This window comes from Kushneria sp. AK178, from assembly GCF_053903105.1.
Map to the genome: position 1 here is coordinate 2,612,520 of NZ_CP096381.1, position 24,576 is coordinate 2,637,095.

Consider the following 24,576-nt stretch of genomic DNA (forward strand, 5'->3'; position numbering starts at 1 on the left):
AGCAAGATCGACATAATCAACTCGGCATTTCGTACAGTCGTTTCAGCACATGGGCCACCCACTCTTGCGCCTTCTCTTCGCTTGACGCTTCGGCGTAGCAGCGCAGCTCTGGCGCATTACCAGAGGAGCGCAAATGAATAATGTCGCCACCTTCCAGAGTCACACGCAGCCCATCCGTCACATCCATTGTACTGATTGCTTCACCCAGGCCCAGGGTGTCACACATTTCCTGCGGATGAATTTCCCAGCGAGCGATCATTGATCGGCTACGTTCAACGGGAAATTCCTTTAATCGATCACTGGCAGTATAACGCGCTGGCAAACCGGCCACGAGCGCTGATAGCGGCTGTTGGTGGCGTGACGCAGCTACCATCAGGGTCAGAGCTGGTAACAGCGCATCGCGGGTCGGTAGCGCCACCATTTGGCAATCACCTTTTTTAAGGCTAGTCCCCAGCAGAAATCCGCCATTGGCCTCAAAGCCGGCCACCCGCTCGTACCGAGCAGACAGCTGGGCCATGCCTGCAAGAACATATGGAGAACCGATACGGGTACGTGTTACCTCATCAAAGGCCCCGCAGCCTTCGATAGCGGTATTGCAGCTTGCCGGTACGGCCAGCGCCTGGATCTGAAGCTCGCGAGCGCAAAGCAGCCCCAGAATATCACCACGCAGCCACTCACCCCGCTCATCGGCCAATAGCGGCCGATCACCATCACCATCCGTGGTCAGCAGAGCATCCAGCCGGTGCTCACGGGCCCACAGGCGCGCCTGTAGGCGGTCTTCTTCGCCGACCGCTTCCGTATCTACCGGTACGAACTGTTCGCTGCGGCCCAACACGATCACTTCAGCGCCCAGCGCTTCGAGCACCTGCCCATTGAGATCACGTCCGGCAGCAGAGTGTTGATAAAGCCCCACTCGCTTGCCAGTCAGTGGTTTACCTTCAAACCAGTCAATGTAGCGCGCGGTATAGTGAGTGCGTGCCTCGTCTTTTTCTGGTTCCCTGGTAATGCCATCCGGTTCGGGAAGCTCTGCTGTTACTTCAAGAATCGCCTGTTCATCCTGCTTGGTAATTTCCCCCTGCGGTCGGTAAAACTTGATGCCGTTGCGGTCGAAGGGAATATGGCTACCGGTGATCATGATGGCGGGAATGCCATCGGCCATCGACTGCAATGCCAGTGCCGGCGTGGGCAAAATGCCGTAATCGGTGACTTCGAACCCCATACTACGTGCCGCCGCCGTACAAGCTGCCGCCATGGCCGGGCTGCTCGGACGTCGATCAAATCCGATGGGCACTTTCGAAGCGCCTTCCTGCTCACGCATCAGGGTCAAAAACGCAGCTGTAAATGCCGCGCAGACTTCATCAGTGAAATCTTCCACAAGACCGCGGGCACCGCTGGTGCCAAAGGCTATATTTGAATTTTGTAAAATTAAATCGACCTGCATTCTATAAAGCCCAGCCCTTAAAACATTCGGCACCGAGCACCTTATGCTCAGCACGGTTCTATCCACTAATAGGCATTCTTGCCAACAAACCCTTTGATAAAGGTCAGGAGAATAATCTTTAAATCGAGCCCAAGCGACCAGTTATCGATATACCAGAGATCATGCTGAACGCGCTTCTGCATTTTCTCCAGAGTATCCGTTTCGCCACGAAGGCCACTGACCTGCGCCCAGCCAGTAATACCGGGCTTTACCTTGTGGCGCTGCATATAGGACTGCACCAGCTCCTTGTAATGCTCATTGTGAGCCAGCGCATGCGGCCTTGGTCCCACAATCGACATACGGCCCTGCAGGACATTGTAAAATTGCGGCAGCTCGTCCAAAGACGTGCGGCGCAAAAAGGCGCCTATCAAGGTAAGACGACTATCTCCTTTTCTCGCTTGAGTCACCTGATCATTATTTTCCTTATGGACTTTCATCGAGCGAAACTTGTACACCTTGAAACGCTTTCCGTTGAAACCGGTACGATACTGTTTGAACAGTATGGGCCCCGGTGACGAGTATTTAACGGCAATAGCAATGAAGATGCAGACCGGTAATGCCAGAACGGACAGGATCGTCCCAAGAACAATATCTTCCAGTCGCTTGATGAGACGCGCGCCACCCGCCATGGGGCTAACGCTCAGGTCGATGCTATACAGCCCCACTATTTCGCTGACACGATGATTAAGTAGTGGCAGATCAGAAAGCTCCGGGAAAAAACGAATCTCCACCGTCTGATAACGCAACGCATACATCAGGCTCTGAACCACACTCCCCATGCTCAATGGCATACAGATCCAGACTTCACTACAGCCAGATTGCGCAACGCGACGTGATATACAGGCCAGGTTTTCTGAATCGGTATCACTGCTTAAACGATGTACGCCAGCCACGGAATAACCGACGACCTGCTGAGCACGCATATGACGTGTAATGCTTAATAAAGTCGCCCCGGGACCAACCATGAAAACATGGCGTCGATGGCGGCCACGCAGCCTGTATCGGGCCAGTATATTTCTGGCAGCCCAACGCACGCCCATGGCAATGACAAGTGAAAATGCCATGGTCATTACCAGCCATAAGCGGGAATAGCGCTCGGCGACGTGAACGAAATAGATGATAGAGGTGGCAAAAACCGTCACGCCGCCCCAGACCAGCATCAGCTTGAAAAGAATGTCGTACAGGCTGCGAGTACGCCAGCGTCTATAGGCATCCGCTGAGCTGTTCAGCATCAACGATAAAAGAGTGATGACGGTCAGCGCCCAAAAGTAGCGCTCTTCAACATCCCAGTGACCAAATCGATAGAAATAAGCGGCCATACCGCCCGCTAAAATTGCGACGGCATCGAGCACCATTGCCAACAGTGGCAGTGGTGCTCGTTCAATTAATAGTGCGCCTTTGTTAGCCACAACCCCGATTACCTCACAACACTATTGACGCCCGTACAGATCCTCGAAGCGCACAATATCATCTTCCCCCAGATAGGCGCCCGACTGCACTTCGATAAGCTCCAACGGGATTTTTCCCGGATTCGCCATGAAATGGGTCGCGCCCAAAGGGATGTAAACGGACTCGTTTTCGGCCACCAGCCGTTCCTCACCGTTGATACCCACCAGTGCAGTCCCAGAAACAACGACCCAGTGCTCCGAGCGGTGATGATGCATCTGCACTGAAAGCTTTTGGCCGGGGTTCACCGTAATACGCTTGACCTGATAACGCGCTTCGCAATCGATCGCATCGTATTTTCCCCAGGGCCGATACACTTCGCGATGCTGGGATACCTCCTTGCGGCCCTCGGCCTTGAGCCTCTCCACAAGCGTCTTGACCTCCTGAGCATTGTCACGGCTCGCGACCAGTACAGCATCCTTGGTTTCTACCACCATGATGTTATCCAGCCCCACCAGGCTCACAAGGCGGCTTTGGGAATAGGCCAGACAGTTGCTGCTTTGATGGATGGCCACATCGCCATGACTGACGTTACCGGCCTCATCCTTGTCGTTGACCTCCCAGACGGCCGACCAGCTACCGACATCGCTCCAGCCGGCCTCCATGGGCACTACCACGGCGCTATCGGTATGTTCCATCACCGCATAATCAATGGATTCCGACGGGCAAGTTTCAAACGCAGCCGCATCAATGCGCAGAAAATCCATGTCAGAGCTGACATGAGCCATGCTACGCTGACAGGCTTCAAGAATATCCGGTCGGTATTTACCCAGTTCTTCCAGATAACGGCTGGCCCTGAACATGAACATGCCGCTGTTCCAGTAATAGCCCCCTTCCTCAAGATAGCGCTGCGCTGTTACCTCATCAGGCTTTTCCACGAAAGACTGTACGGGGGCATAGCCCTGTGTCCCGCCTTCGCCGGCCTTGACATAGCCATAGCCGGTTTCCGGATACGTCGGCTTTATACCGAAAGTGACCAAGCACCCTTCTTCAGCCGCCAATTGAGCCTTGAGCACAGCCTCCTGAAAAGCAGCAACGTCGTCCATGTAATGATCCGCTGCCAGAACCAGTAAAACGGGATCCTCACCGTTGGCCATACTTTCCATAGCGGCAAGGGCGATAGCTGGCGCCGTATTACGTCCAAAAGGCTCCAATAAAATACCGCTGTGCTGCGTACCCATCACACGTAGCTGCTCAGCCGCCAAAAAACGATGCTCTTCATTACAGATTAGTAACGCCGGCTGATGCTCTATCTCCTCCAGGCGTTTAATGGTCTGCTGCAGCATGGACCTCCCATCATCCGTCAGAGCAATAAACTGCTTCGGGTAATGAGGCCGTGAGAGCGGCCATAAACGCGAGCCGGAGCCACCTGCCATAATGATGGGCAACATATCTATATATCCTGTTTTAAAAACCGCGCTGGTTGCAAAGATCTTTGTAATGCGTATCGATAAGCACTTTGAATTCACGTTGAAAACGCTCTGTTGAAAAGCGTTCTGCATTCTTCCTTATGGTCTCATGAGACCATGGTTCCTGACGCGCTTCAAAGGTAGACACCGCATCACAGATAGAAATTGCTGTTTGTTCATGTAGAAAAGTACCTGTTTGACCTTCAACCACTGTTTCCAGAGAACCACCGCGTCCATAAGCAATCACTGGCGTACCACAGGCCTGAACTTCAACAGGCATAATGCCGAAATCTTCTTCAGCAGCAAAAACGAAAGCTTTTGCACGCGACATGTGCCCCTTGAGCACATCAAAATTCTGGTATCCCATCAGGGTGACATTACTGCCAGCCTTTGCACGAATACTCTCCATTTGAGGGCCATCGCCAATAACAACAAGCGTTTTATCTGGCATTTGACTAAAGGCTTCGACGATAAGATCGACCCTTTTATAGGGAACCAACCGAGAAGCTGCTAGATAAAAGTCTTCCTTATTCTGATTTACTTGAAAATCATCAATAGCAACATTTGGGTAAATTACGCTGGCCTTACGCCCATAGACCTTATTAATTCGACGCGCGATATACTTCGAATTGGCAATAAAGACATCTACGCCATTTGACGTGCGTACATCCCACAACCTGATTCGGTGAAGCAACCACCTGGCAACCCAACTTTTAATGCCTTTCGACATACCTGCTTCTCGCAAGTACTGGTGTTGAAAATCCCAAGCATACCGAATGGGGGAATGGCAATAGCAGACATGTAGCTGATCAGGCCCTGTAATGACACCCTTGGCTACTGCATGCGAACTGGAAATGACGACATCATAGGATGAAAGATCCAGTTGCTCGATAGCCAACGGCATTAAAGGCAAATACTTTTGGTACCACTTTTTAGCCTTGGGAAGTTTTGATATAAAAGTTTCATACACTTTGAAATTGTTTATCTTTGAGTTTTTCATACCCTTGGCATCATATACTGTCGTATAAATATCTGCTTGAGGGTAAATCTCTATTATCGCCTCAATTACTCGTTCGGCACCTGCATATGCAGTCAACCAATCCGCAACTACTGCAACTTTCATGGCTCTATTCTCTTGAAAAGATTCTCATATGCTTTTGCTGACTCTTCCCATCTCATGGATTTTGCAATAGCGATTCCTTTTCGAGAGAAATCCTCACGCCTCGATTCATTTTCAAGCATAAATTCTAATGAACCTTTGATATCTGAAATATTTTTTGGATCGACCATTATGCCAGCTTCAGCAGCAAACTCTTCCATCGGGCTATTTATAGAAGTTATAACAGGCGTACCGCTGGCCATCGCTTCTAAAACCGGCAGACCAAATCCTTCATAAATAGATGGATATACAAAAACCTGCGCATGCCTGTACAATAGAATTAGCTCTTCGTCACTTACGTAACCGGTGAAAACAACACCTCTATCGTTTGAACCAATATCATCCTGATTGAAATTTTTGCCTCTTTCGCCGACAAAAACCAAGGTAACATCAGGATACCTTTCTTTTATATCCTGCCATGCTTCTAGCAAAACACTTTGGTTTTTCCTTGCATCAAAACTTCCAACACATAAAACATAATTATCCAAAAAATAAAATCGACTCTGAACAATTGATATCGTTTGCTTGGCATAAAACGACTCAGATACTCCATTCGGTATAATTTCGATGGACTCATGAGGTATACCCAAGCAGATGACCATTCTTTCTTTAGAAAAATGAGAAACCGTAGTAAATTGCTTAACGGTATTTTTCATTTTAGACCATACAAAATTATAATACTGCGCAAACTTTTTATTGTACCATTCAGGGTGTTCAAGAACTCCTACATCGTGAATGCATACGACCTGATTTTTATGGCTGATTGGTCCTATATTGCATGGTGAGAATAGAAGGTCGTTTTTTTTAATTTTTGCGGGTAGCGCAAATTGTTCCCAAGCAATCCCGTACCATCTGTTATGGTAAGCAGGAACAAACTCTTCATAAGGTTGTTCAAACCTATCAATTAATTCCTTTGCTGTCCGCTGAACGCCTGTCAAGCGCTGAGACTTAAATTTAGAGTTAATAACCAGCATCAGTTAATACCCCTTTATTATTGTGCATATATTTTCTGCAAGAAAACAAAAGGCCTGTTATTAACATAATTGGCAAAACCTGTGACGGCGTTGTAAGTCTATGTTCTGTTAGAGAAGAGAACAAAACAATCAGCCATGATAGCTCCAATGCTTTTGAAATATAAACCGGCCTAACCTTTAAAACAATGCTATGAATAACCAAAGAAAAAATTAAAACTATTATAATGCCTACCAATCCCATTTCTGCCGCAAAATTTAAGAAACTGTTATGCGCATGAGATGATGTATGCCTTACGTTACCGCTAGAGTAAACATTATTAAATTCTAAGCTAGAGTTAAATTTATAGGGTTCGTAGGGACGATCATCATAACTACCAAACCCATATCCTATATATGGGTTTCTATAAAACAAATCTATTGCGCGAGGCCAAAGCGTGCCCATCCTTATTAGGATAGTATTAACATTTTCACGCTCCAACACGCCAAAATTCATGTATTGAGAAGCATTATTATAATTTTTTATCTCAACACTTGGCTCATCTCCGGGATAATATTGAGAACGAGGAATCATGCTATGAGCATACATGCCTATTGCGAACGAAAAAAACAAGCAAGAAAATATTGTTAAATATATTCTAAACTCTCTTTTTTTTACCAAACTCATGACTAGAGCTGCAGCTATGACAGCTAATATAGTGCCTCTAGACTCAGTAGATATAAAACAGACTAGAGCGAAAAACATTATGGCAAAGTAAAATTTATTCTTTTTTTCACTCCAAAAAAAGAAAGATAACGATAATATCAATGCCAAAAATCCACCGGCTGCATTATGTGACTTAAACAACATACTATATTCGCTTGGTCCCACATTAAAGACACCAGTTCCCCACAAAACGAAAGTAAAAACTGCAACTGCGCATGACCATATTAAAAATTTATTGATCACTTTAACAGGGTTGAAATTAAAATCAACAACTAAAAAAAATAACATGGCGCTATAAGTAACAAAAACATTGCCATCTCTTCTATAAAAATCATAGTTGTATATTTGCTTGTAATAATACATAGCAGAAAAAACAAAGATAATCGCTAGCAAAGAAAACATAATTTTAAAGCACTTGTCTGTACACTCCTTTTTATTCAAAAAATAAAATGGAATAGCGGCGATTAAAATATCAGGTAAGGCTACCAGAGGAATCAAATTAGTAACCGAAGAAAAAATACCTATGAGAATAACAGCCAATGCAAAACATTCGAACTTTCTATTTTCGGAACAAATTAAGTAATACATATATTTTCCCAAACAACCTTGATTTAGAAAATTACAATGTTCCCAAACTAGTTTTTAAGTAATCTTCACCTTTTTCTCTAAAATTTTTTTTTTGATTATCAAAGTTATTAATACCCACTTCTATATCAATGACTTCTAAATCGCTAATCAAGTTTTTTCCAATTGAAAAAAAATCAACCGTAGCGCTAAACTTTTTTTCTCTATATTTAGTAAGTATTGTTTTGAAATCTTTATTGAAAATAATTGAAAAAACGGTTCCATGAAACATGCTTGTTATTATTTTTTCTGCATGCTTTATATAACCAAGCCATTCAAAAGGATCCGCATCTAATATATTATAATCTGCTACATCCTGCTTAAAGCCTATCGATATTATTTTTTGGTTTTTGGTTTTAGCTTCCTTTAATATTTTGGCCGCGGCTTCACCTTTAAATTTAAATGGTGCATATAGAAGAATGTAATTTTCAAACGGCGATATTTTGACGTAAGGCTCATGATCGATTAAAAATGTTGGATCTGGAACTACAGGTGGCTCTGCTCCCAACAGCTCTTTAATAATAGCTTTTGAATTATAATCTCTTACAGCTATATGGGAAAAATCTCGCAAAAGCTCTTTTACGTTTTCAAGGTTTGAGTCATTTAGATCTGTGCTGCCAAAACTAGGAGCATAAGCTATTTTTTTAGAATCTATATTTTTACCAAAATAAGTCAAATCTGTTTTTAATGCAGCATTGTTAATATTCCATATTTCATCGCTGCCGAAAAACACCGCATCATAATCTCTGTTTATTTTTTGGGGACTTAGTGTTAAAGGACCTAAATCCAGATATTCTTTATGGAACTTCAGAAACTTCTTTATTTTTCTTATGTTAGCACTAATATCGCCATCTTTTTTTGCATAATGCACGAATTCTTTTATATAAAAAGCTGCATTTTTATAATTAATTACCTCGCATTCAACGCCTAAACCTTCTATAGCTTTTTTCAATGAAAAAACTTGCATGAAAGCCCCATAGTTAAAGCCATCATGGAACGTAATAATACCTACCTTTTTCATATTTACTCTATCTCATTCAAAATTGTTTGATATGTCATAGTTAAGTCGCGACATTTCACCTGATCAAGGTCGATCATTTCAGAATGTTTAAACTTTAAAAACAAGGGATGATAGCCTTTAACGCCTGTCCAATTATCGTCCTTTACTTCTGTAAGATCTATACTTTTCAGAGATGGCTTATACTCTGTCACTAATGCTTCATTTTCATTACTAGGCATGCATCCTTCGGGCATTGTAACAATAATATCTGGCAAGATGTCGAAATTTGAAGAAGGGGATGCATTATAGAAACTTTGTTTCGGGTAAAAAGTTAACCCTACTCTTTGGGCTTCATCATCCTTGTTCAAACAGGAAATAATTTCATTAACCCAAAACTCTTTTCGATCTGCGGGAACACTTCCCCCAAACCTGTCGACATCATTTATGTAGTATCCATAACCTGCGCCCATCTGAGTTACATTAAAAGCAACGCTTTTTTTATGATCAAACGGAACTATACTTTGATAGCTTTTTTTAACAGCATTGCTTTTTTTTATCCATTTTCGAAAACCATACGGTATCAAATGCCTTTTCTTTTTTAAATACGCAGCTACTTTTTTATTACTTTTTCCCTCTTTCTGGAATCCATGCTTTTTTAAAAGACTGTTCAAATTAACGCTTTTTGAATAGGTTTTTATACTATGATCGGATACAAATAAAGCTTTTTCTGGCTTAACACTACTGAAAAGCTTTTCAACTTGCTCATCAAAAAACCGGTAAAACCCTTTTATCTCTTTTACTAGAATTTCATTGAAAGGCTCAGAAGAACCTTTCATATGCTTTTCAACATCAGAGATGGCTAAATATTCTATTACTACTGGAGCCCGAAATACGATAAAGCCAAAGTCAACGGGATTTTGCTCGTATAATGCAATGTATCCTTCTACTCTCTTCCTAACCATTTCCTTGAGCCTTTCGATCAATTTCGGAATATCGAAAAGCTTTTCTTCCCACAGCAAGGAAGGCACACGTTCATCCAAGATGTATCCTAGATCGTTCAAAACTTTTGCAGTGGCTTTGGGATAACATAATTCTTCAGGCACATTATCCTTTATTTGAGCTCCTCCACCGCCTCCCGAGATAAAGAAACCGTTAATTTCCGGCGTTGGGTAAGTTGTCGGCACATTCATGATTCCTACTGAAAAATTGCGGTCGTTTAAAACCTTCCAGATAGGAATAATATTTTTATCAAGATTGTTTAAATTAAAACTTTTGGACCATTCCATATTACCTTTTGCTACAGGCCTTTCGTAGTAACCACCGCTACTACATGCATGTTGTCCTGTATAAATTTCTACCCATCCACGACTAATCAAGTCTTCATGTAATTCTTCCTTTTCTCCAGTTTCGAGCATCTTTTTCATAAATGGCATTTCATATTTTTCTATTAACTCTTCGCTAGCACCGTCAATGCCAATGACAAAATATTTCATGATAAACCTTTTATTTAGACAACATTTTTTTTGAGATCAGCGGTATTGGCCAAATACCCAAATTTCGACGCACAAAGAAAAGGGTTACAACATTTTGTATTATCAACGTCGACATGGCACCTACTGCTGTACCGTTAAAACCCATGATTGGAGTCAATAAAACAATCATTATCAAGCCGATAAGACTGCAGACAAGGGCAATGTTTTTCATGACTTTTTCGTTTCCAGTCATATTGAGTAAATAGCCTACCGAACCTGTCGATACGTTAATCAAATGTCCTATCGCTAAAAGTCTCAGAGCGAGAGCGCCGTTTTCAAACTGCTCTCCGAAAATACTCAAAACCAGATCAGGTCTAATCATGCACAACAGGCTGATAGGTGCTGTTGTTATAAACCCGATAAATGCACTGTATTTTGCCAGCTTTTCCAAGCTTGAATAATTGCCTTCGTAATATAATTTTGCAAAACGAGGTGGAAAAACGGCATTAATTACGATCAAAGAAAAACTTATTAAAACGGCTATTCTTTCAACATTTCGATATATGCCAATTCCCGCATTATCAAGAAAATAAGCAGCGATCAAAACGCTAACCACAGTATTTATAAACGTTGAGAATCGCAATATAAAAAAAGAACCTGACACTTTACCAAATTCTTTTCTTTGCTCTTTTTTCAAAGAAACATTTAAATTGTTCCATGGGAGAGAGCGTGCCATTAAAAAACCGATTAGCATCGTTATCCATGATGCAGCAACAAAAGCGATCGATGCTTCCCATAAGCCATCCTCAATCGGTAAAAAATGAACAACTGTAACGATAATTGCACAAATTAGAGAAACAAAGCCGTTTTCTAAAAAACAAGAACTTGCTGGCTTTCCCATCCCTTTCATTAACCCTGCAAACAAGTATGCACTAGTAAAAGCTGGTATCGAAAGACAAAAGAATGGCAGTATGCTAACTAATTCTGCACCTGAAAATAAAAAACTTATTTTTTCTCTAAATAAAAATAGGGTAATCGCAAACAATGAGCTCCAAACAAGAACTTTTATCAAAGCAAATTTAAAATAAGCTCGACAATGAACTCCTGTCGGATCTTTCCCAATAAACCTGATTAAGGACTCATCCATTCCATACCTGGTGACTATGGAGCTACCCAGTACGATACTTTGAGCTAACGCGAATACGCCAACACCACTCGGGCCATAAAGCCTTGCAAGCAAAACACCTAATATCAATCCGCCCAAGGCTGCTATGCCTCTTGCAGCAAAAGTTTTAGCAAGCGATAACAAAAGTTCGTTTTTCGTACTGATCAACACTTTTTATTCCCTGTATCACCTTGCTTTGCCGAAATTGTATTCCTAATGAGAAAAGCCACGCGCTAGGCGTGGCTTTTTAGAAAATTAGCAAAATTAACAGATCATGAATAGACCGGCAGCTTTTCGCAGACTTTGGCGACCCGGCTCTTCACTGTATTTTCCGCCTCAGTGCTGTCACCCTTTTGCATGGCATCGAGGATGTCACAGATCCAGCCGGCGAGCTCGCGACACTCGTCTTCTCCGAAGCCACGTGTGGTCACGGCAGAGGTGCCGATACGCAGACCGGACGTCACGAACGGGCTCTGCGGGTCGCCCGGTACGGCGTTCTTGTTGACCGTAATATGGGCGCGACCAAGTGCGGCATCGGCGTCCTTGCCGGTCAGACCCTGCTTGACCAGCGAGAGCAGGAACAGGTGGTCTTCCGTACCGCCGGAGACCACATCAAAGCCACGCTCCATGAACACGCCGGCCATGACCCTGGCATTCTTGACGACCTGCTGCTGGTAGGCCTTGAAATCGGGCTCCAGCGCTTCCTTGAAGCAGACGGCCTTGCCGGCGATGGCGTGCATCAGCGGCCCGCCCTGCACGCCCGGGAAGATAGCAGCGTTAAGCTTCTTGTAGAGATCGGCATCGCCGAAGGCGGAGAGAATCAGGCCGCTGCGCGGGCCGCGCAGGGTCTTGTGGGTCGTCGTGGTGACCACATGGGCATGCGGCAGCGGGCTGGGGTACACGCCTGCTGCGACCAGACCCGCGATGTGGGCCATATCGACCAGAAACCAGGCACCCACTTCGTCAGCGATCTCGCGGAAACGCGCCCAGTCGATGATTTGCGAATAGGCCGAGAAGCCGGCGATGATCATTTTCGGCTGGTGCTCGCGGGCCAGACGTGCGACCTCGTCGTAGTCGATCAGGCCCTGATCGTTGAGCCCGTACTGCACGGCGTTGTAGTGCTTGCCGGAAAAGTTGGGTTTGGCACCGTGGGTCAGGTGGCCACCGGCATCCAGGCTCATGCCCAGTACGGTATCGCCCGGCTTGACCAGTGCCTGGAAAACGGCGCTGTTGGCCTGAGAGCCGGCATGAGGCTGGACATTGGCATAGTCGCAGTCAAACAGCTCGCAGGCGCGGGCAATGGCGAGCTCTTCGACCTGGTCGACGAATTCGCAGCCGCCGTAGTAGCGCTTGCCGGGATAGCCTTCGGCATACTTGTTGGTCAGCTGAGAGCCCTGGGCGATCAGTACGCGCGGACTGGTGTAGTTCTCGGAGGCGATCAGCTCGATGTGATCTTCCTGACGGGCGTTTTCCTGTTGCATGGCCTGCCAGAGCACATCGTCATAGCCGGCAATGGTCATATCGCGTGTGAACATGAACTTCCTCGGTACCATAGGGTGGATAACGCACCGGACGGGCTGGACAGGCGCGCGGATGAAGAAAAAACATTGCTTGTCATCATACACAACGCTTTTTTTGCTTTCACTTGAAACGCGGCCATGTTGAACCTGAGAGCGACATCCTTCGACAAGAGTTTTTAGAAAATCCCTTCTCGACATTCTGTCAAAGTCTTAAGCGTTTCGTTATATTGCGCCGGCAGTTATTAAACTCTTCTCAATCAGGTCGCAGCATGGTCGATACGTCCTCCCTACCCATATGGTCCCACAGTGCGACGACTCGCTGGTGCCACCGCATTGGTATTGCCGCGCTGTTGCTTTACATGTTTACCTGGGTATTGAGTCTGGATGTCTCGCGCTCCCTCGAACCCCTTCTAATGCTGGTCTATCTGATTGCCCTGTCGGCTCAGCCACGGCGTCTACGAACCTTTCGCGATCCGTTATGGCTGATCCTTGTGCTCTGGCTGTTACTGCAGCTGATTACCCTGCCCCCGGCCATGGCCATGTTTCCGGACTATGCAGGCGATCAGATCAAGAGTATGCGGGGACTGACCAAGGTATTTTTGATCCTGCCCATCGCCTGGCTGATGGCCGGCAGTACACGGATTGCGCTATGGACACTGGGCGCACTGATCCTTGGCATGATGGTGGGATCGCTATTGACCGGAGAGACACCAGCGACACTCGTCCAGTATATCGAGGCAGGTACCCGCCCTACACTGGGCTTCAAGAACTGGCAGCATGCTGGCGTGTGCGCGGGCATCATCCTGATTTCCCAGGCCTGTTTTGGCTGGCGTTTTTTCATGCAGACCGCTGTCTGGTCGTTCTGGAAACGTTGGCTGGCAAGGACCCTATTTGCAGTGGTAGCCCTCTGGGCGCTGATGGCCTGGGCGATTACCATGACCCGCTCGGCTTGGCTAGGTATTGGTGTAGTGATTCTTGTCGCATTTTCAAGCTTGCTGATGTTACTGGCTCAGGGCCGTCTAAATACGGCGCAAGCCAAAAAACGGATCATCTGGACGCTTTGTGCCAGCGCTCTGCTGGGGCTGTTGCTGGGGCTATTTTTTGGTCCAGAGATCGTATCTCGCATTTTCGCTGAACATGATGTAATACTGGAAATACTCGAAGGTGATCTGTCCAGTGTTCCCTATTCCAGCATTGGTTTTCGTATCCATGCCTGGCACTATGCACTTCAGCTGGTCGCCGAACAGCCCTGGTTTGGCTGGGGACCCAAGAGCCACATTCCTCTGCTGCTACAGAGCACCAACCCGGTCGAAAATACAACACTTGGCGCTATCGCAACGCATGCAAACCTGACTCACTTCCACAGCAGCTATGTCACGGTTCTGGTGGCCAATGGAATTACCGGCTTTATGGTGTTTCTGACAACGGTTGTGGTGATCGCCGTGGCTGCCTTTCGCAGCTGGCGGCGTGGTGATATGCCCAGCGATGTCATGATCTTTCTAGCGCTGTTTTTTATCTTCTGGGCCATCGTCAATCTGTTTGAAAGCTATATGGCGTACCGCACCGGGGTTTATGTCATCGGCGCCGTGGGCAGCATGGCCTACACCTACAGCATGCGACGCCGCCTTGCCTGCCACACGCAGCTCTCTTCTCAACCCCCGAGCTGAGGTATCGACCAAAAAAACGGCAGCCTCATGGGCTGCCGTTTTTTATAGGTCATCGAGCCGGTGTTTATACCGAAATACCTTCGGCCGTCTGGGAGGCCGTGGTCCTGACCGACTGCCGGGACGGCTGGTTCAGGTCGATATGTTCCGGGAAACCGATCTTGCGCCCCAGTTCGACATCGGCGCTGACCGGGTCGAGCACGAACTCCCCGGCCACGGGAGTAAAGGTCAGTTCGCCGACATAGAAGTGCTCGCCGACCACAAAGAAGTCCACGCGGCAGAAACTGAACGGCTCGGCGAGCGCTTTCGCCACCCGGACCATCTCGTCAAGACACGCCGGCGCCTTGAGATCATCGCCCTGCAGGGGTTTGAAGCCGCGGCGGTTGAACGGGGCAATCTCCCAGTCTTCGGTGAAGAACTGGCAGCGAATGTCGGTAAAGCGCCCGGCAATCAGCTGAATATAGACTTCCTGCTCGTCACCGTTGTTGAGCACCAGCACCTTGTAATCGGCCGGTACTTCTCCATCGACCAGCAGCGCCTTTTCAATCACCAGCTGCGGCTTGATATCACGGTAGTGCTTTTCACGGTGCAGACCGGCGTAGTCATAGTTCAACCACTGATTGGCCTCGCAGGCCAGCTGGAACATGTCCGTGTGCCAGGGCTTTTTGACCACATGGACCTGGCCGGCGCTGTGATTGGCCTTGATCACGAACGGCTCTTTGATACGGCTTAACTCGCGCTCCGTAATCGTGTCGTACACGCCGATAAAGGGCACCAGATACTGCGAGCCTGCTCGTTCCGTCACATAGTCGCGGACGGCCACTTTATCCGCCAGACGTGAAAAGGCAGGGTCCGGATAGCGCATGCGATAGAAGATCTTTTCGCTGACCCTTTCCGGGGCGCTGAAATTACAAAAGCGTCCATGGAGACGCAGGTAATTCAGATTAAAATAAATGATGTCCGGCATCTTCTTGAACAGCTGATAGATCAGGCTTCGCAGCTTTTTCATGCTTCCTACCCCTGGTGATCTCAACGCTAATGACGACGACCCGTCCGGGCGTCATGGCATATCGTCATCCCTGCCCTTGTGTATCGGCCCGGACGAATTGACGGTGTCAGACCAGCCGACAAAATCTCGATGCCCTGTTGACTAAAAAAGCCGGGTCTTGACGAGGGAAGCGTGCTAAGCGGGAAAAATGTATCCATGGGCTTCGGTGCCTGCTATGCAGAAGCGTCTTTTTCAGCACCGGGAGAGTGCACTCATGCCCCAAAACAGGGCAGTCCGAGACTCATCTGGTATTTTATTCGCAGCAAAAGAATGACTCTGACGCGCGCTTGATACAAAAGCATCAGCGGCTTTCATCAGCTGTTTTGCGGGACATTAATCTGCTCTGTGGCGCATGAATCGCCATACCGGCGGGATTGGAAGGCAACCAGTAGAGTGGACCGCCGGCACGGCCCTGGTTGGTGGGAAGGCGATGAGAGAGGCGATAATCTTCTTTCGCAAACGTGCTGAAGGCCTGAACACTGCCGGCCGGCGATGCGCCGAAGTACCGGCCGGGGGCAGGATACCCGGCCGGCGGGCAAGGGATTATCCCTCGCCCAGCAGTTTCAGGCTCTCCATCGGCGCCTGGCGACGCAGCGGTGTGCTGAGCAGGTAGCCGATGCCGCCGATCAGAAGGGCCCCGCCCAGCGGCATGACAAGCCATATGCTTAGGTGCACTCGTACATCGAGATCCAGCCAGACGCCGTACAGCAGCGCACTGGCCCCTTCCGCCAGCATCGCGCCCAGCAGACCGCTGGAGAAGCCGAGCCAGCCGAACTCTGCCAGCTGTGTCCGTACCAGCCGTCGATCGCCGGCGCCAAACACCCGCAGCAGCGCCCACTCATGGGCGCGTGCCGGGCGGGTGGCCGTCAGCGCGGCATAGAGCACGGCCACGCCGGCCAGCAGCACGAACAGCAGCACCAGCTCCACGGCCCGGGAGACCTGGCGCAGCAGATCACGCACCTGCTGCAGGATGGCATCGATATCCAGCAGCGAGACCGAGGGATATTGCTGAACCAGCGGCCCCAGCGCCTGCTGCTCATCGGTGGGAAGATGAAAGGCAGTAATGAAACTGTGGCTGAAGCGCTCGAGCGGCCCGGGCGGAAAGATCACGAAGAAGTTGGGCTGAAACGACTCCCACTCCACGTGGCGCAGGCTGGTAATTTCGGCGGCCACCTCACGCCCGCCGATGTCGAAGGTCAGCCGGTCGCCGATGTCGAGCGACAGATCCTGCGCCATGCTTTCCGCCACCGACACACCCACCGGACCATCACGGTCAGCCGATCCATCGCCCTGCCCGTCGTCATCCTGAAACCACGTGCCCTCGGTGAGGGTGTTGTTGTCGGGCATGGTCTCCGACCAGGTCAGGTTGATTTCGCGGCGCAGATTGCCGTCGTTGCGGGCCGCTTCGGGCACCGCGTCACGAGCGGTGACGCCGTTGATCTCGACCAGCCGGCCGCGGACGAGGGGATAGACCGCCGAGCGGCTCTCGGTAATCTCATCCAGTGCGCTGATAAAGCCGTCGCGCTGGCTGGGCTGAATGTTGATGGCGAACTGATTGGGGGCATCCGATGGCAGCTTCGACTGCCAGTCATCGATCAGATCGGTGCGCACCAGCGCGATCAGCGCCATCAGGGCAAAGGTGACGGCAAAGGCCAGAATCTGGCCGATGCTGGACCGGCGCCGCCGCGCCAGCTGTCGACTGCCCATGCGCCAGTGCTGCGGCAGCAGTCTTGCCCCCGCCAGCAGCAGCGACAGCATCCCCTGCGCCACGACCCACAGCACGACCAGCGCCACGAGCCCGCCGATCAGCAGCCCGATCGAGAGCCAAAAATCGCCGCTATAGAGCCAGAGCAGCGCGCCGAACATGAGACTGGCACAGGCGATGATGACCCAGCCGGCGGCCGGCAGCGGCGCCAGTTCGCGACGCAGCACCTTGAGCGCACTGACCTGCTTGAGGCGCAGCAGCGTCGGGCCGGCAAAGCCGATCAGAATCGCCACGGCCGTCAGCATGCCCAGCAGCAGCGGCAGCACACCCGGTGGCGGCAGCTCCAGCGGCAGAAACTGCACCAGCAGGCGCAACAGGGCCCACTGGCCGACCAGCCCCAGCACGGCGCCTGATGCGGCAGCGGTGAGGGCCAGCAGGGCCAGCTGCGCGGCGAAGATGCGCGACAGCTGTTGCTGGCTGGCGCCAAAGCAGCGCATCAATGCCGCAGTATCCAGATGGCGGTCAACGTAGCGGCGGGTGGCCATCGCCACCGCCACCCCGGCCAGCAGCACGGCGGCCAGCCCCGACAGGCTCAGATACTGCTGGGAGCGCTCCAGCGCCCGCCCGATGCGCGGGCTGTCCTCGCGCACGTCGATGACGCGAATGCCGCGGTCCTGCCACGCCTCCAGCTGGTCATCCAGCGAGCTCACCGCCTCCGGCGGGCCGGCGGCCAGCAGCCGCCAGGTCAGGCGGGCGCCGGGGGCGATCAGCCCCGAGCGCTCCAGATCCGGAATATTGATCATGATCCGCGGATTGAAGCTGGCCAGGCCCACATCCTGATCCGGCTCCTCGAGAATCCAGCCACTGATCCGGAACGGCTCATCGCCCAGCGTGACAGAATCGCCCAGCGTCAGTCCCAGGGCACTGCCCAGCCGCGGCTCGATCCAGACGGTGTGCCGCTCCGGCAGCCGGGTGGTGGTCTCGGCGCCATCACCGAAATCGACCTGAAAGCTGCCGTACAGCGGATAGGCCGGCGCCACCCCCTTGAGACTGGCCAGCTGGAAGCGATCATCGGCGCCGGCCATCGACACCGTATTGACCTGGCGCGCCGTGGTCATGCCGGCGTCTTCCAGGGTATCCAGTACCTCGGTGTCGAACGGGTTGCCCTGTACCAGTACCAGATCACCGCCGAGCAGCTGCCCGGACTGGCGCTCCAGCGCGCTGCCGATGCGATCCAGAAAGAAGCCGATCATGGTGGTGGCCGCCACCGCCAGCACCAGGGCCAGAAAGAGCGCGCGCACATCCGCGGCGCGCAGATCACGCTTGAGCCCGGTCGCCCCCAGGCGCAGCGTATGAAACGCGCCGGCCAGCGGCTGACGGCGGGCAGCGGTCGATCGGTCATTCATCAGTGATCGGCTCCATCGGGGGCATGAGAGGCCGCAGGCGTATTGATGCGCTCGTGCAATTGCCCGTCATCAAGCGTCAGGGTACGATCACAGCGCGCCGCCAGCTGCGGGTCGTGAGTAACCAGCACCAGAGTGGTGCCGGACTCGCGATTGAGCGTAAAGAGCAGCTCCGCGATCCGGTCTCCCGTGGCGCGATCAAGATTGCCGGTCGGCTCATCGGCAAACACCAGCGCCGGGTTGGTCACGAAGGCACGGGCGATCGCCACCCGCTGCTGCTCGCCGCCGGAAAGCTGTTTGGGCAGGTGCTGGATGCGCTCGTCAAGCCCCACCCGCGCCAGCCACTGCCGTGCCTGGTCGGTATCGATGCCGGTCTCGCTCAGCTCCAGCGGCAGCAGCACGTTTTCCAGCGCCGTCAGCGTGGGCAGCAGCTGAAAGTTCTGAAACACGAAGCCGACCTGGCCGGCCCGCAGCCGGGCGCGCCCGTCTTCATCCAGCGATGACAGCGACGTGCCGAACAGGGAGAGCTCGCCCCGGGTGAGCGTGTCCAGTCCCGCCAGCAGGGCCAGCAGGGTGGATTTGCCCGCCCCCGAGCTGCCGACGATCGCCACGCTTTCGCCGGCATGAATCGCCAGATCCAGACCCTGTAGAATGGTGAGCCGGCCCGAGCCGCTATCGACGGTCTTTTCAAGCTGGCGCGCCGTCAGTATCGGTGTTCTATCCTTTGGATGAGCGCTTCGTGCCTGGTCGCCCCGAGGGCGCGTGTCCTGCCCGGGGTGCTCAACGTTCTGTTTTCTGGCTTCTGGAGTCGACATCTTGCGCTACCTGAATTGGATGAATGTGTCATGCCGCATCGGCTCGAGCGCCCGACGCCCATTGATGATGCTGCTGGTGATGCTGGCCGCGGCCCTGCAGCCGGTGCATGCCGATACCCTCATGGTACTGGGTGACAGCTTGAGCGCCGCCCGCGGTATCGACCGCGACGAGGGCTGGGTCAATCTGATGCGTCAGCGACTGGACGCCGAGGCGCCGGGCGAGCATACGGTCATCAACGCCAGTATCAGTGGCGACACCACGGCCGGCGGTCTCGAACGGCTGCCCGAGGCGCTCGAGACCCACCATCCCGATATCGTGCTGCTGGAGCTGGGCGGCAACGATGGCCTGCAGGGGCTGCCACCGGAGCGCATGCAGGATAACCTGGCGCAAATGATCGAGAAGAGCCAGGCCAGCGGCGCCCGTGTTGCCCTGCTGGGCATCATGATTCCGCCCAACTACGGCCAGGCCTATACGAAGGCGTTTGCCGACGTGTTCCCGGCGCTGGCCGACGAGTACGAGGTACCGCTGGTGCCCTTTATCCTCGACGGCGTGGCGCTCAACGAGGCGCTGATGCAGGATGACCGCATTCACCCGAACGCTCAGGGCCAGCCCATCATCCTCGACAATATCTGGCCGACGGTAACCGCCATGCTCGATGAAGCATCGTCGGGCGACACGGCCCATGCCAGCGGTCATTAAGTAGTGGTTCAAGCACGGCGGCCGCGCCGCCGTGTCCCTTGTCCCGTATATTTCGCAACCCGATTCATGGTGACACCGCCGTCATGACCCCTGCGTCTCTCTCCTCCTTTGTCGCGGCCTATCGTCTGGATGGTCAGGGCAGCGGCACACCCCTGGCCCCCGAGGACCTGTCACGCGTCTGGCATCACGATCCGGCGCAGCTCTGGATGCATCTGGACTTTACCCATCAGGATGTCGACCACTTTCTCGGCACCGTTGCCGCCCTCGACGAGGACATCATCGAGGCGCTGACGGAAGAGGACACGCGCCCGCGCGTGGCCGTTTTCAAGGGTGGCAGAATCACGACCCTGCGCGGCATCAACCTGAACCCCGGGGCCGACCCCGACGATCTGGTGTCGCTGCGGGTCTGGCTGACCGACAACCGCCTGATCACCGTGCGCCGGCGGCCGCTGCAGTCGATCACCCGGGTGCGCACCTATCTGGATGCCGGTGAAGGCGCCCGCAACGTGGGCGAGCTGCTGGCCGGCATGGCCGATACACTGGTCGATCGCGTCGGGGAGTTGACCCATCAGCTGGATGACGCGCTGGGGGAGCTGGAGGAACGTCAGGCCGACCGGGAGGCCGCCACCATCACCAACGAGGCGCTGACCGATATTCGCCAGCCCCTGATCACGCTGCGCCGCTTCATGGAGCCGCAGTATCACTGCCTGATGCGGCTGGCGGAGGATGACATCTTCGACGAGACCGCCCGGTTGTGGCTGCGCGAGGCGGCCAACCAGCTCTACCGCTATGTCGAGGACTTTCGCGCCATGCAGGAGCGCGCCCTGATCCTGCAGGAGCAGATCTGGAACTCGCACAACGAGCGGCTTAACGAGCGCATGTATCTGCTGGCGATCATCACCGCCGTATTCCTGCCCCTGACCTTTCTGACCGGGCTTTTGGGGATCAACGTCGGCGGCATCCCCGGTGCCGACAGCCCGGCAGGCTTTATCGTGGTAGTGCTGCTGTCGATGCTGGTAGGCGCCGGCGTCATGGCGCTTTTGAAAAAATGGCGCTGGTGGTAGCGCACAAGGCGTCAGCGGTCGAGATGCCCCAGATCACGCTCGGGATCGAGCCGGTCGCGCACCCGGCGCTTGAGCTCCTTGATATCGGGGAAGCCGCCATCGCGCTTGCGCTCCCAGATCACCTCCGGCGTGGCCTCGTCACCGGTCATGACCACGACCTCGAAGTGGCCGCCGTGGCTCGGCGCCAGTGCCACCTGCTCCAGACTCTCGCCAAAGGTGGACAACAGCTCCTGGGCGTACCATCCGGCACGCAGAAGCCACTGGCATCCGGTGCAGTAGTGAATGACAACCTTCATGACGTCTCCTTTCGATCATTACCGCCGGCGGAATGCCGGCCCTGCCGCTCGTTGATACAGATTACATTGAGCAACAGAAAACCTTAAAAAAACTGGTTTGCCATTAGCTTGTCTAATAAACCCCCGCCGGCAGTCCATTTTTACTACTCATTGTGCTGGCATCGCCCCGGCTGGACTTCCTATCATGTCACTTTATCTTTCATGACCGAAAAGTCGCTACCTGCACATCAGGGCAGCATTTTCATTTGAGGAAGCATCGATCATGCAAACACAGCGGATGATCAGCCCCGAGCTGCTCGAACGTGTCGTCAACGCCTCGGGTGACGGTATTGTCGTGGCAGAACAGGAAGGCAACGAAAACATCCTGATCTACGTCAACAGCGGCTTTGAAGCGCTGACCGGTTATAGCGCCGATGAAATTCTCTATCGGGACTGCCGCTTTCTGCAAAACGGCGACAATCAACAGCCCGGTCTTGACCGCATTCGCGACGCCCTCAAGGAGGGCCACACCTGTCGCGAAATCATCCGCAACTACAAAAAGGACGGTTCGCTGTTCTGGAATGAACTCTCCATTACGCCCGTTCATGATGAAGAGGACCAGCTGCTCTATTTCATCGGCGTCCAGAAGGATGTGACCCGGCTGGTCGAGGCGCAGCAGGAGCTCGAGCGTCTGCGCGCGCGCGTCGAAGAGATGTCCTGAGTCACATTTGTCGCAGAGTTTCAACGATATCCGTCGAGGCCCGCCATGTGCGGGTCTCGCTGTTTTTTCCAGAGCGGATGCCGTGTCAGGAATCGCTTGCCGGAAAAGTAAAAACCACTTGCCCACCCCGTCAAACGGCGTTATATAGCCCTTTTTTGCAGCTGAGGGCAGCCGCCATGAGTACCGAGCTGTATGAAGAAGCCTACAATGCGCCGGAAGCAGTCAACGACGACGCCTGGACCCTCCCCGGGCGTCCCGCCAGGGGGGCGCTCTGCGCGCGCCGACGCGTCGAAGCACTGCTGGAAGAGCGCCGTCTCGCGCGCGATCTGAGCGATGACTGGGCCGCGTGGGACGAGGAGGAGTAGCCTCGCCTGCCACGCCCTTCTCCCCCTGCAGGGCGCCCGTGTGGCGCCCTGCGCGTTCTTGACCGTCATGAGGTGTCTCGCCCGGTGCTGGCCGTGGCCTGCCCTGATCACTATCATCACGGTACTGGCAGACGATTGCCTCTGGTACCCTGCCCATCACCACCCAATACGAGGCTGAATCCATCCCCATGGCGCAATACGTATATACCATGAATCGGGTGGGCAAGACCGTGCCCCCCAAGCGTGACATCCTCAAGGATATTTCCCTGTCGTTCTTCCCCGGCGCCAAGATCGGCGTGCTCGGGCTTAACGGTTCGGGCAAGTCATCACTGCTGCGAATCATGGCGGGCGTCGATCAGGATTACCACGGCGAGGCCCGGGCCATGCCCAACCTTAACGTGGGCTACCTGCCGCAGGAGCCGGAGCTCGACGACAGCAAGACGGTCCGCGAAACCGTCGAGGAAGCGCTGGCCGAAATTACCGACGCGCAGGCCAGACTCGATGCGGTCTATGCCGCCTATGCCGAGCCGGACGCCGACTTTGACGCCCTGGCCGCGGAGCAGGCCCGCCTCGAGAATCTGATCGAGGCCAGCGACGCCCACAACCTGGAGCGCAAGCTGGAAGTGGCCGCCGAGGCGCTGCGCCTGCCGCCCTGGGACGCCCGCGTCGAGCACCTCTCCGGCGGTGAGCGCCGCCGTGTCGCCCTGTGCCGGCTGCTGCTGTCCGGCCCCGACATGCTGCTGCTCGACGAGCCGACCAACCACCTGGACGCCGAGTCCGTGGCCTGGCTGGAGCGCTTTCTGACCGAATTCAGCGGCACCGTGGTGGCGGTCACCCACGACCGCTACTTCCTCGATAACGCCGCCGGCTGGATTCTCGAGCTCGACCGCGGCCAGGGCATTCCCTGGGAAGGCAACTACTCCACCTGGCTCGAGGCCAAGGAGAAGCGCCTGGAGCAGGAGGCCAAGCAGGAGGCCTCGCGTCAGAAGGCGATCAAGCAGGAGCTCGAGTGGGTGCGTCAGAATCCCAAGGGGCGTCAGGCCAAGAACAAGGCACGCCTCGACCGCTTTGACGAGCTGCAGTCCGGCGACTTCCAGAAGCGCAACGAGACCAACGAGATCTACATTCCGCCGGGACCGCGTCTGGGCGACAAGGTCATCGAACTGCACAACGTCACCAAGCGCTTTGGCGACAAGGTACTGATCGATGATCTGTCGATGTCCGTCCCGCCGGGTGCCATCGTGGGCATCGTGGGCGGCAACGGCGCCGGCAAGTCGACCCTGTTTCGCATGATCGCCGGTCAGGAGCAGCCCGACAGCGGTGAGGTGGTGCTCGGCGATACCGTCGATGTTGCCTATGTCGAGCAACTGCGCGAAGCGATGGACGATCGCCAGACCGTCTGGGAAGCCGTCTCCGGCGGCCAGGACATGCTCAACATCAACGGCTACGAGGTCTCCTCGCGCGCCTATGTGGGTCGTTTCAACTTCAAGGGCAACGACCAGCAGAAGTATCTCAAGGACCTTTCCGGCGGGGAGCGCGGGCGTCTGCAGCTGGCGCAGACCCTCAAGCAGGGCGCCAACGTGCTGCTGCTCGATGAGCCCTCCAACGACCTGGACATCGAGACCCTGCGCGCCCTGGAAGAAGCGCTGCTGGCCTTCCCGGGCTGCGCTTTGGTCATCAGCCACGACCGCTGGTTCCTGGACCGCGTGGCCACCCATATTCTGGCCTACGAAGGCGAGTCGCACATCGAGTTTTTCGAGGGCAACTACACCGAATATGAGGCGGACTACCACAAGCGTGTGGGCAGCGACACGCCCAAACGCGTGAAGTACAAGCGCATCGACGCCTGATCCGGGCCACGCGC

20 protein-coding genes are annotated in these 24,576 nt (G+C 52.8%); 6 read left to right on the forward strand and 14 right to left on the reverse strand.

Annotation, left to right across the window (positions count from 1 at the left end; all coding sequences use genetic code 11):
* Positions 1-16: 16 nt before the first annotated feature.
* From M1D97_RS11990 to glyA, 10 genes are all read right to left on the reverse strand, one after another.
* Entirely contained in the window at positions 17-1,441 is a 1,425-nt protein-coding gene (locus M1D97_RS11990; protein ID WP_456267954.1) for a phosphomannomutase, read from the reverse strand.
* Between the two features lie 65 nt (positions 1,442-1,506).
* Positions 1,507-2,889, reverse strand: coding sequence for an undecaprenyl-phosphate glucose phosphotransferase (locus M1D97_RS11995; protein ID WP_456267955.1), 1,383 nt, complete (start codon positions 2,887-2,889; stop codon positions 1,507-1,509).
* 21 nt (positions 2,890-2,910) lie between these two features.
* The gene (locus M1D97_RS12000) at positions 2,911-4,317 is read right to left on the reverse strand and encodes a mannose-1-phosphate guanylyltransferase/mannose-6-phosphate isomerase (RefSeq protein WP_456267956.1); all 1,407 of its coding nucleotides are present in this window, start codon (positions 4,315-4,317) and stop codon (positions 2,911-2,913) included.
* A gap of 16 nt (positions 4,318-4,333) precedes the next feature.
* Positions 4,334-5,458: a glycosyltransferase family 4 protein gene (locus tag M1D97_RS12005; protein WP_456267957.1), complete on the reverse strand. Its 1,125-nt coding sequence runs from the start codon at positions 5,456-5,458 to the stop codon at positions 4,334-4,336.
* Positions 5,455-6,468 carry a glycosyltransferase family 4 protein gene (locus M1D97_RS12010; RefSeq protein WP_456267958.1) on the reverse strand — a complete coding sequence of 338 codons (1,014 nt, stop codon included), beginning with the start codon at positions 6,466-6,468 and terminating at the stop codon, positions 5,455-5,457. The genes M1D97_RS12005 and M1D97_RS12010 overlap by 4 nt, the downstream gene beginning before the upstream one ends.
* Positions 6,455-7,759, reverse strand: a complete 1,305-nt coding sequence (locus M1D97_RS12015; protein WP_456267959.1) for an O-antigen ligase family protein — start codon at positions 7,757-7,759, stop codon at positions 6,455-6,457. The genes M1D97_RS12010 and M1D97_RS12015 overlap by 14 nt, the downstream gene beginning before the upstream one ends.
* Positions 7,760-7,790: 31 nt before the next feature.
* Complete coding sequence (locus tag M1D97_RS12020; protein ID WP_456267960.1) at positions 7,791-8,816, reverse strand: polysaccharide pyruvyl transferase family protein; 1,026 nt, start codon at positions 8,814-8,816, stop codon at positions 7,791-7,793.
* 2 nt (positions 8,817-8,818) lie between these two features.
* The gene (locus M1D97_RS12025; RefSeq protein WP_456267961.1) at positions 8,819-10,288 is read right to left on the reverse strand and encodes an alkaline phosphatase family protein; all 1,470 of its coding nucleotides are present in this window, start codon (positions 10,286-10,288) and stop codon (positions 8,819-8,821) included.
* 10 nt (positions 10,289-10,298) lie between these two features.
* Positions 10,299-11,603, reverse strand: a complete 1,305-nt coding sequence (locus M1D97_RS12030; protein WP_456267962.1) for an oligosaccharide flippase family protein — start codon at positions 11,601-11,603, stop codon at positions 10,299-10,301.
* A 101-nt stretch (positions 11,604-11,704) separates the two neighbouring features.
* On the reverse strand, positions 11,705-12,967 hold the full coding sequence (gene glyA, locus M1D97_RS12035) for a serine hydroxymethyltransferase (protein ID WP_456267963.1): 1,263 nt from the start codon (positions 12,965-12,967) through the stop codon (positions 11,705-11,707).
* A gap of 254 nt (positions 12,968-13,221) precedes the next feature.
* On the opposite strand from glyA, the gene M1D97_RS12040 reads away from it, so the two are divergent.
* Complete coding sequence (locus M1D97_RS12040; protein ID WP_456267964.1) at positions 13,222-14,619, forward strand: O-antigen ligase family protein; 1,398 nt, start codon at positions 13,222-13,224, stop codon at positions 14,617-14,619.
* 64 nt (positions 14,620-14,683) lie between these two features.
* Here M1D97_RS12040 and M1D97_RS12045 read toward each other — a convergent pair whose 3' ends face one another.
* From M1D97_RS12045 to M1D97_RS12055, 3 genes are all read right to left on the reverse strand, one after another.
* Positions 14,684-15,625, reverse strand: a complete 942-nt coding sequence (locus M1D97_RS12045; RefSeq protein ID WP_456267965.1) for an ATP-grasp fold amidoligase family protein — start codon at positions 15,623-15,625, stop codon at positions 14,684-14,686.
* 582 nt (positions 15,626-16,207) lie between these two features.
* Positions 16,208-18,775, reverse strand: coding sequence for an ABC transporter permease (locus M1D97_RS12050; protein ID WP_456267966.1), 2,568 nt, complete (start codon positions 18,773-18,775; stop codon positions 16,208-16,210).
* Positions 18,775-19,587, reverse strand: a complete 813-nt coding sequence (locus tag M1D97_RS12055; protein ID WP_456267967.1) for an ABC transporter ATP-binding protein — start codon at positions 19,585-19,587, stop codon at positions 18,775-18,777. The genes M1D97_RS12050 and M1D97_RS12055 overlap by 1 nt, the downstream gene beginning before the upstream one ends.
* 1 nt (position 19,588) lies before the next feature.
* Between M1D97_RS12055 and M1D97_RS12060 the strand changes: the two genes are divergently transcribed.
* Together M1D97_RS12060 and M1D97_RS12065 are read left to right on the forward strand one after the other, a co-directional pair.
* Entirely contained in the window at positions 19,589-20,287 is a 699-nt protein-coding gene (locus tag M1D97_RS12060; RefSeq protein ID WP_456267968.1) for an arylesterase, read from the forward strand.
* A gap of 83 nt (positions 20,288-20,370) precedes the next feature.
* A complete protein-coding gene (locus M1D97_RS12065) occupies positions 20,371-21,351 on the forward strand; it encodes a zinc transporter ZntB (RefSeq protein ID WP_456267969.1) in 981 nt (326 codons plus the stop codon).
* An 11-nt stretch (positions 21,352-21,362) separates the two neighbouring features.
* On the opposite strand, the gene M1D97_RS12070 is transcribed toward M1D97_RS12065, so the two are convergent.
* Positions 21,363-21,647: a SelT/SelW/SelH family protein gene (locus M1D97_RS12070; RefSeq protein WP_456267970.1), complete on the reverse strand. Its 285-nt coding sequence runs from the start codon at positions 21,645-21,647 to the stop codon at positions 21,363-21,365.
* Between the two features lie 262 nt (positions 21,648-21,909).
* Here M1D97_RS12070 and M1D97_RS12075 point away from each other — a divergent pair, with 262 nt between their 5' ends.
* The 3 genes from M1D97_RS12075 to ettA all read left to right on the forward strand — a co-directional run bounded on the left by M1D97_RS12075 (position 21,910) and on the right by ettA (position 24,562).
* Positions 21,910-22,347 carry a PAS domain-containing protein gene (locus tag M1D97_RS12075; protein WP_456267971.1) on the forward strand — a complete coding sequence of 146 codons (438 nt, stop codon included), beginning with the start codon at positions 21,910-21,912 and terminating at the stop codon, positions 22,345-22,347.
* Between the two features lie 176 nt (positions 22,348-22,523).
* Positions 22,524-22,712: a PA3496 family putative envelope integrity protein gene (locus M1D97_RS12080; protein ID WP_456267972.1), complete on the forward strand. Its 189-nt coding sequence runs from the start codon at positions 22,524-22,526 to the stop codon at positions 22,710-22,712.
* A gap of 188 nt (positions 22,713-22,900) precedes the next feature.
* Entirely contained in the window at positions 22,901-24,562 is a 1,662-nt protein-coding gene (gene ettA, locus M1D97_RS12085; protein ID WP_456267973.1) for an energy-dependent translational throttle protein EttA, read from the forward strand.
* Positions 24,563-24,576 lie beyond the last annotated feature (14 nt).

Excerpts from the sequence above, each read along its gene's own strand:
- M1D97_RS12005 (WP_456267957.1), bottom strand. The coding sequence starts at position 5,458 with ATGAAAGTTGCAGTAGTTGCGGATTGGTTGACTGCATATGCAGGTGCC.
- ettA (WP_456267973.1), top strand. The coding sequence starts at position 22,901 with ATGGCGCAATACGTATATACCATGAATCGGGTGGGCAAGACCGTGCCC.
- M1D97_RS12025 (WP_456267961.1), bottom strand. The coding sequence starts at position 10,288 with ATGAAATATTTTGTCATTGGCATTGACGGTGCTAGCGAAGAGTTAATA.
- M1D97_RS12020 (WP_456267960.1), bottom strand. The coding sequence starts at position 8,816 with ATGAAAAAGGTAGGTATTATTACGTTCCATGATGGCTTTAACTATGGG.
- M1D97_RS12040 (WP_456267964.1), top strand. The coding sequence starts at position 13,222 with ATGGTCGATACGTCCTCCCTACCCATATGGTCCCACAGTGCGACGACT.
- M1D97_RS12000 (WP_456267956.1), bottom strand. The coding sequence starts at position 4,317 with ATGTTGCCCATCATTATGGCAGGTGGCTCCGGCTCGCGTTTATGGCCG.
- M1D97_RS12045 (WP_456267965.1), bottom strand. The coding sequence starts at position 15,625 with ATGAAAAAGCTGCGAAGCCTGATCTATCAGCTGTTCAAGAAGATGCCG.
- M1D97_RS12010 (WP_456267958.1), bottom strand. The coding sequence starts at position 6,468 with ATGCTGGTTATTAACTCTAAATTTAAGTCTCAGCGCTTGACAGGCGTT.
- M1D97_RS12075 (WP_456267971.1), top strand. The coding sequence starts at position 21,910 with ATGCAAACACAGCGGATGATCAGCCCCGAGCTGCTCGAACGTGTCGTC.
- M1D97_RS11990 (WP_456267954.1), bottom strand. The coding sequence starts at position 1,441 with ATGCAGGTCGATTTAATTTTACAAAATTCAAATATAGCCTTTGGCACC.
- glyA (WP_456267963.1), bottom strand. The coding sequence starts at position 12,967 with ATGTTCACACGCGATATGACCATTGCCGGCTATGACGATGTGCTCTGG.
- M1D97_RS12080 (WP_456267972.1), top strand. The coding sequence starts at position 22,524 with ATGAGTACCGAGCTGTATGAAGAAGCCTACAATGCGCCGGAAGCAGTC.
- M1D97_RS12015 (WP_456267959.1), bottom strand. The coding sequence starts at position 7,759 with ATGTATTACTTAATTTGTTCCGAAAATAGAAAGTTCGAATGTTTTGCA.
- M1D97_RS12055 (WP_456267967.1), bottom strand. The coding sequence starts at position 19,587 with ATGTCGACTCCAGAAGCCAGAAAACAGAACGTTGAGCACCCCGGGCAG.
- M1D97_RS12065 (WP_456267969.1), top strand. The coding sequence starts at position 20,371 with ATGACCCCTGCGTCTCTCTCCTCCTTTGTCGCGGCCTATCGTCTGGAT.
- M1D97_RS12070 (WP_456267970.1), bottom strand. The coding sequence starts at position 21,647 with ATGAAGGTTGTCATTCACTACTGCACCGGATGCCAGTGGCTTCTGCGT.
- M1D97_RS12050 (WP_456267966.1), bottom strand. The coding sequence starts at position 18,775 with ATGAATGACCGATCGACCGCTGCCCGCCGTCAGCCGCTGGCCGGCGCG.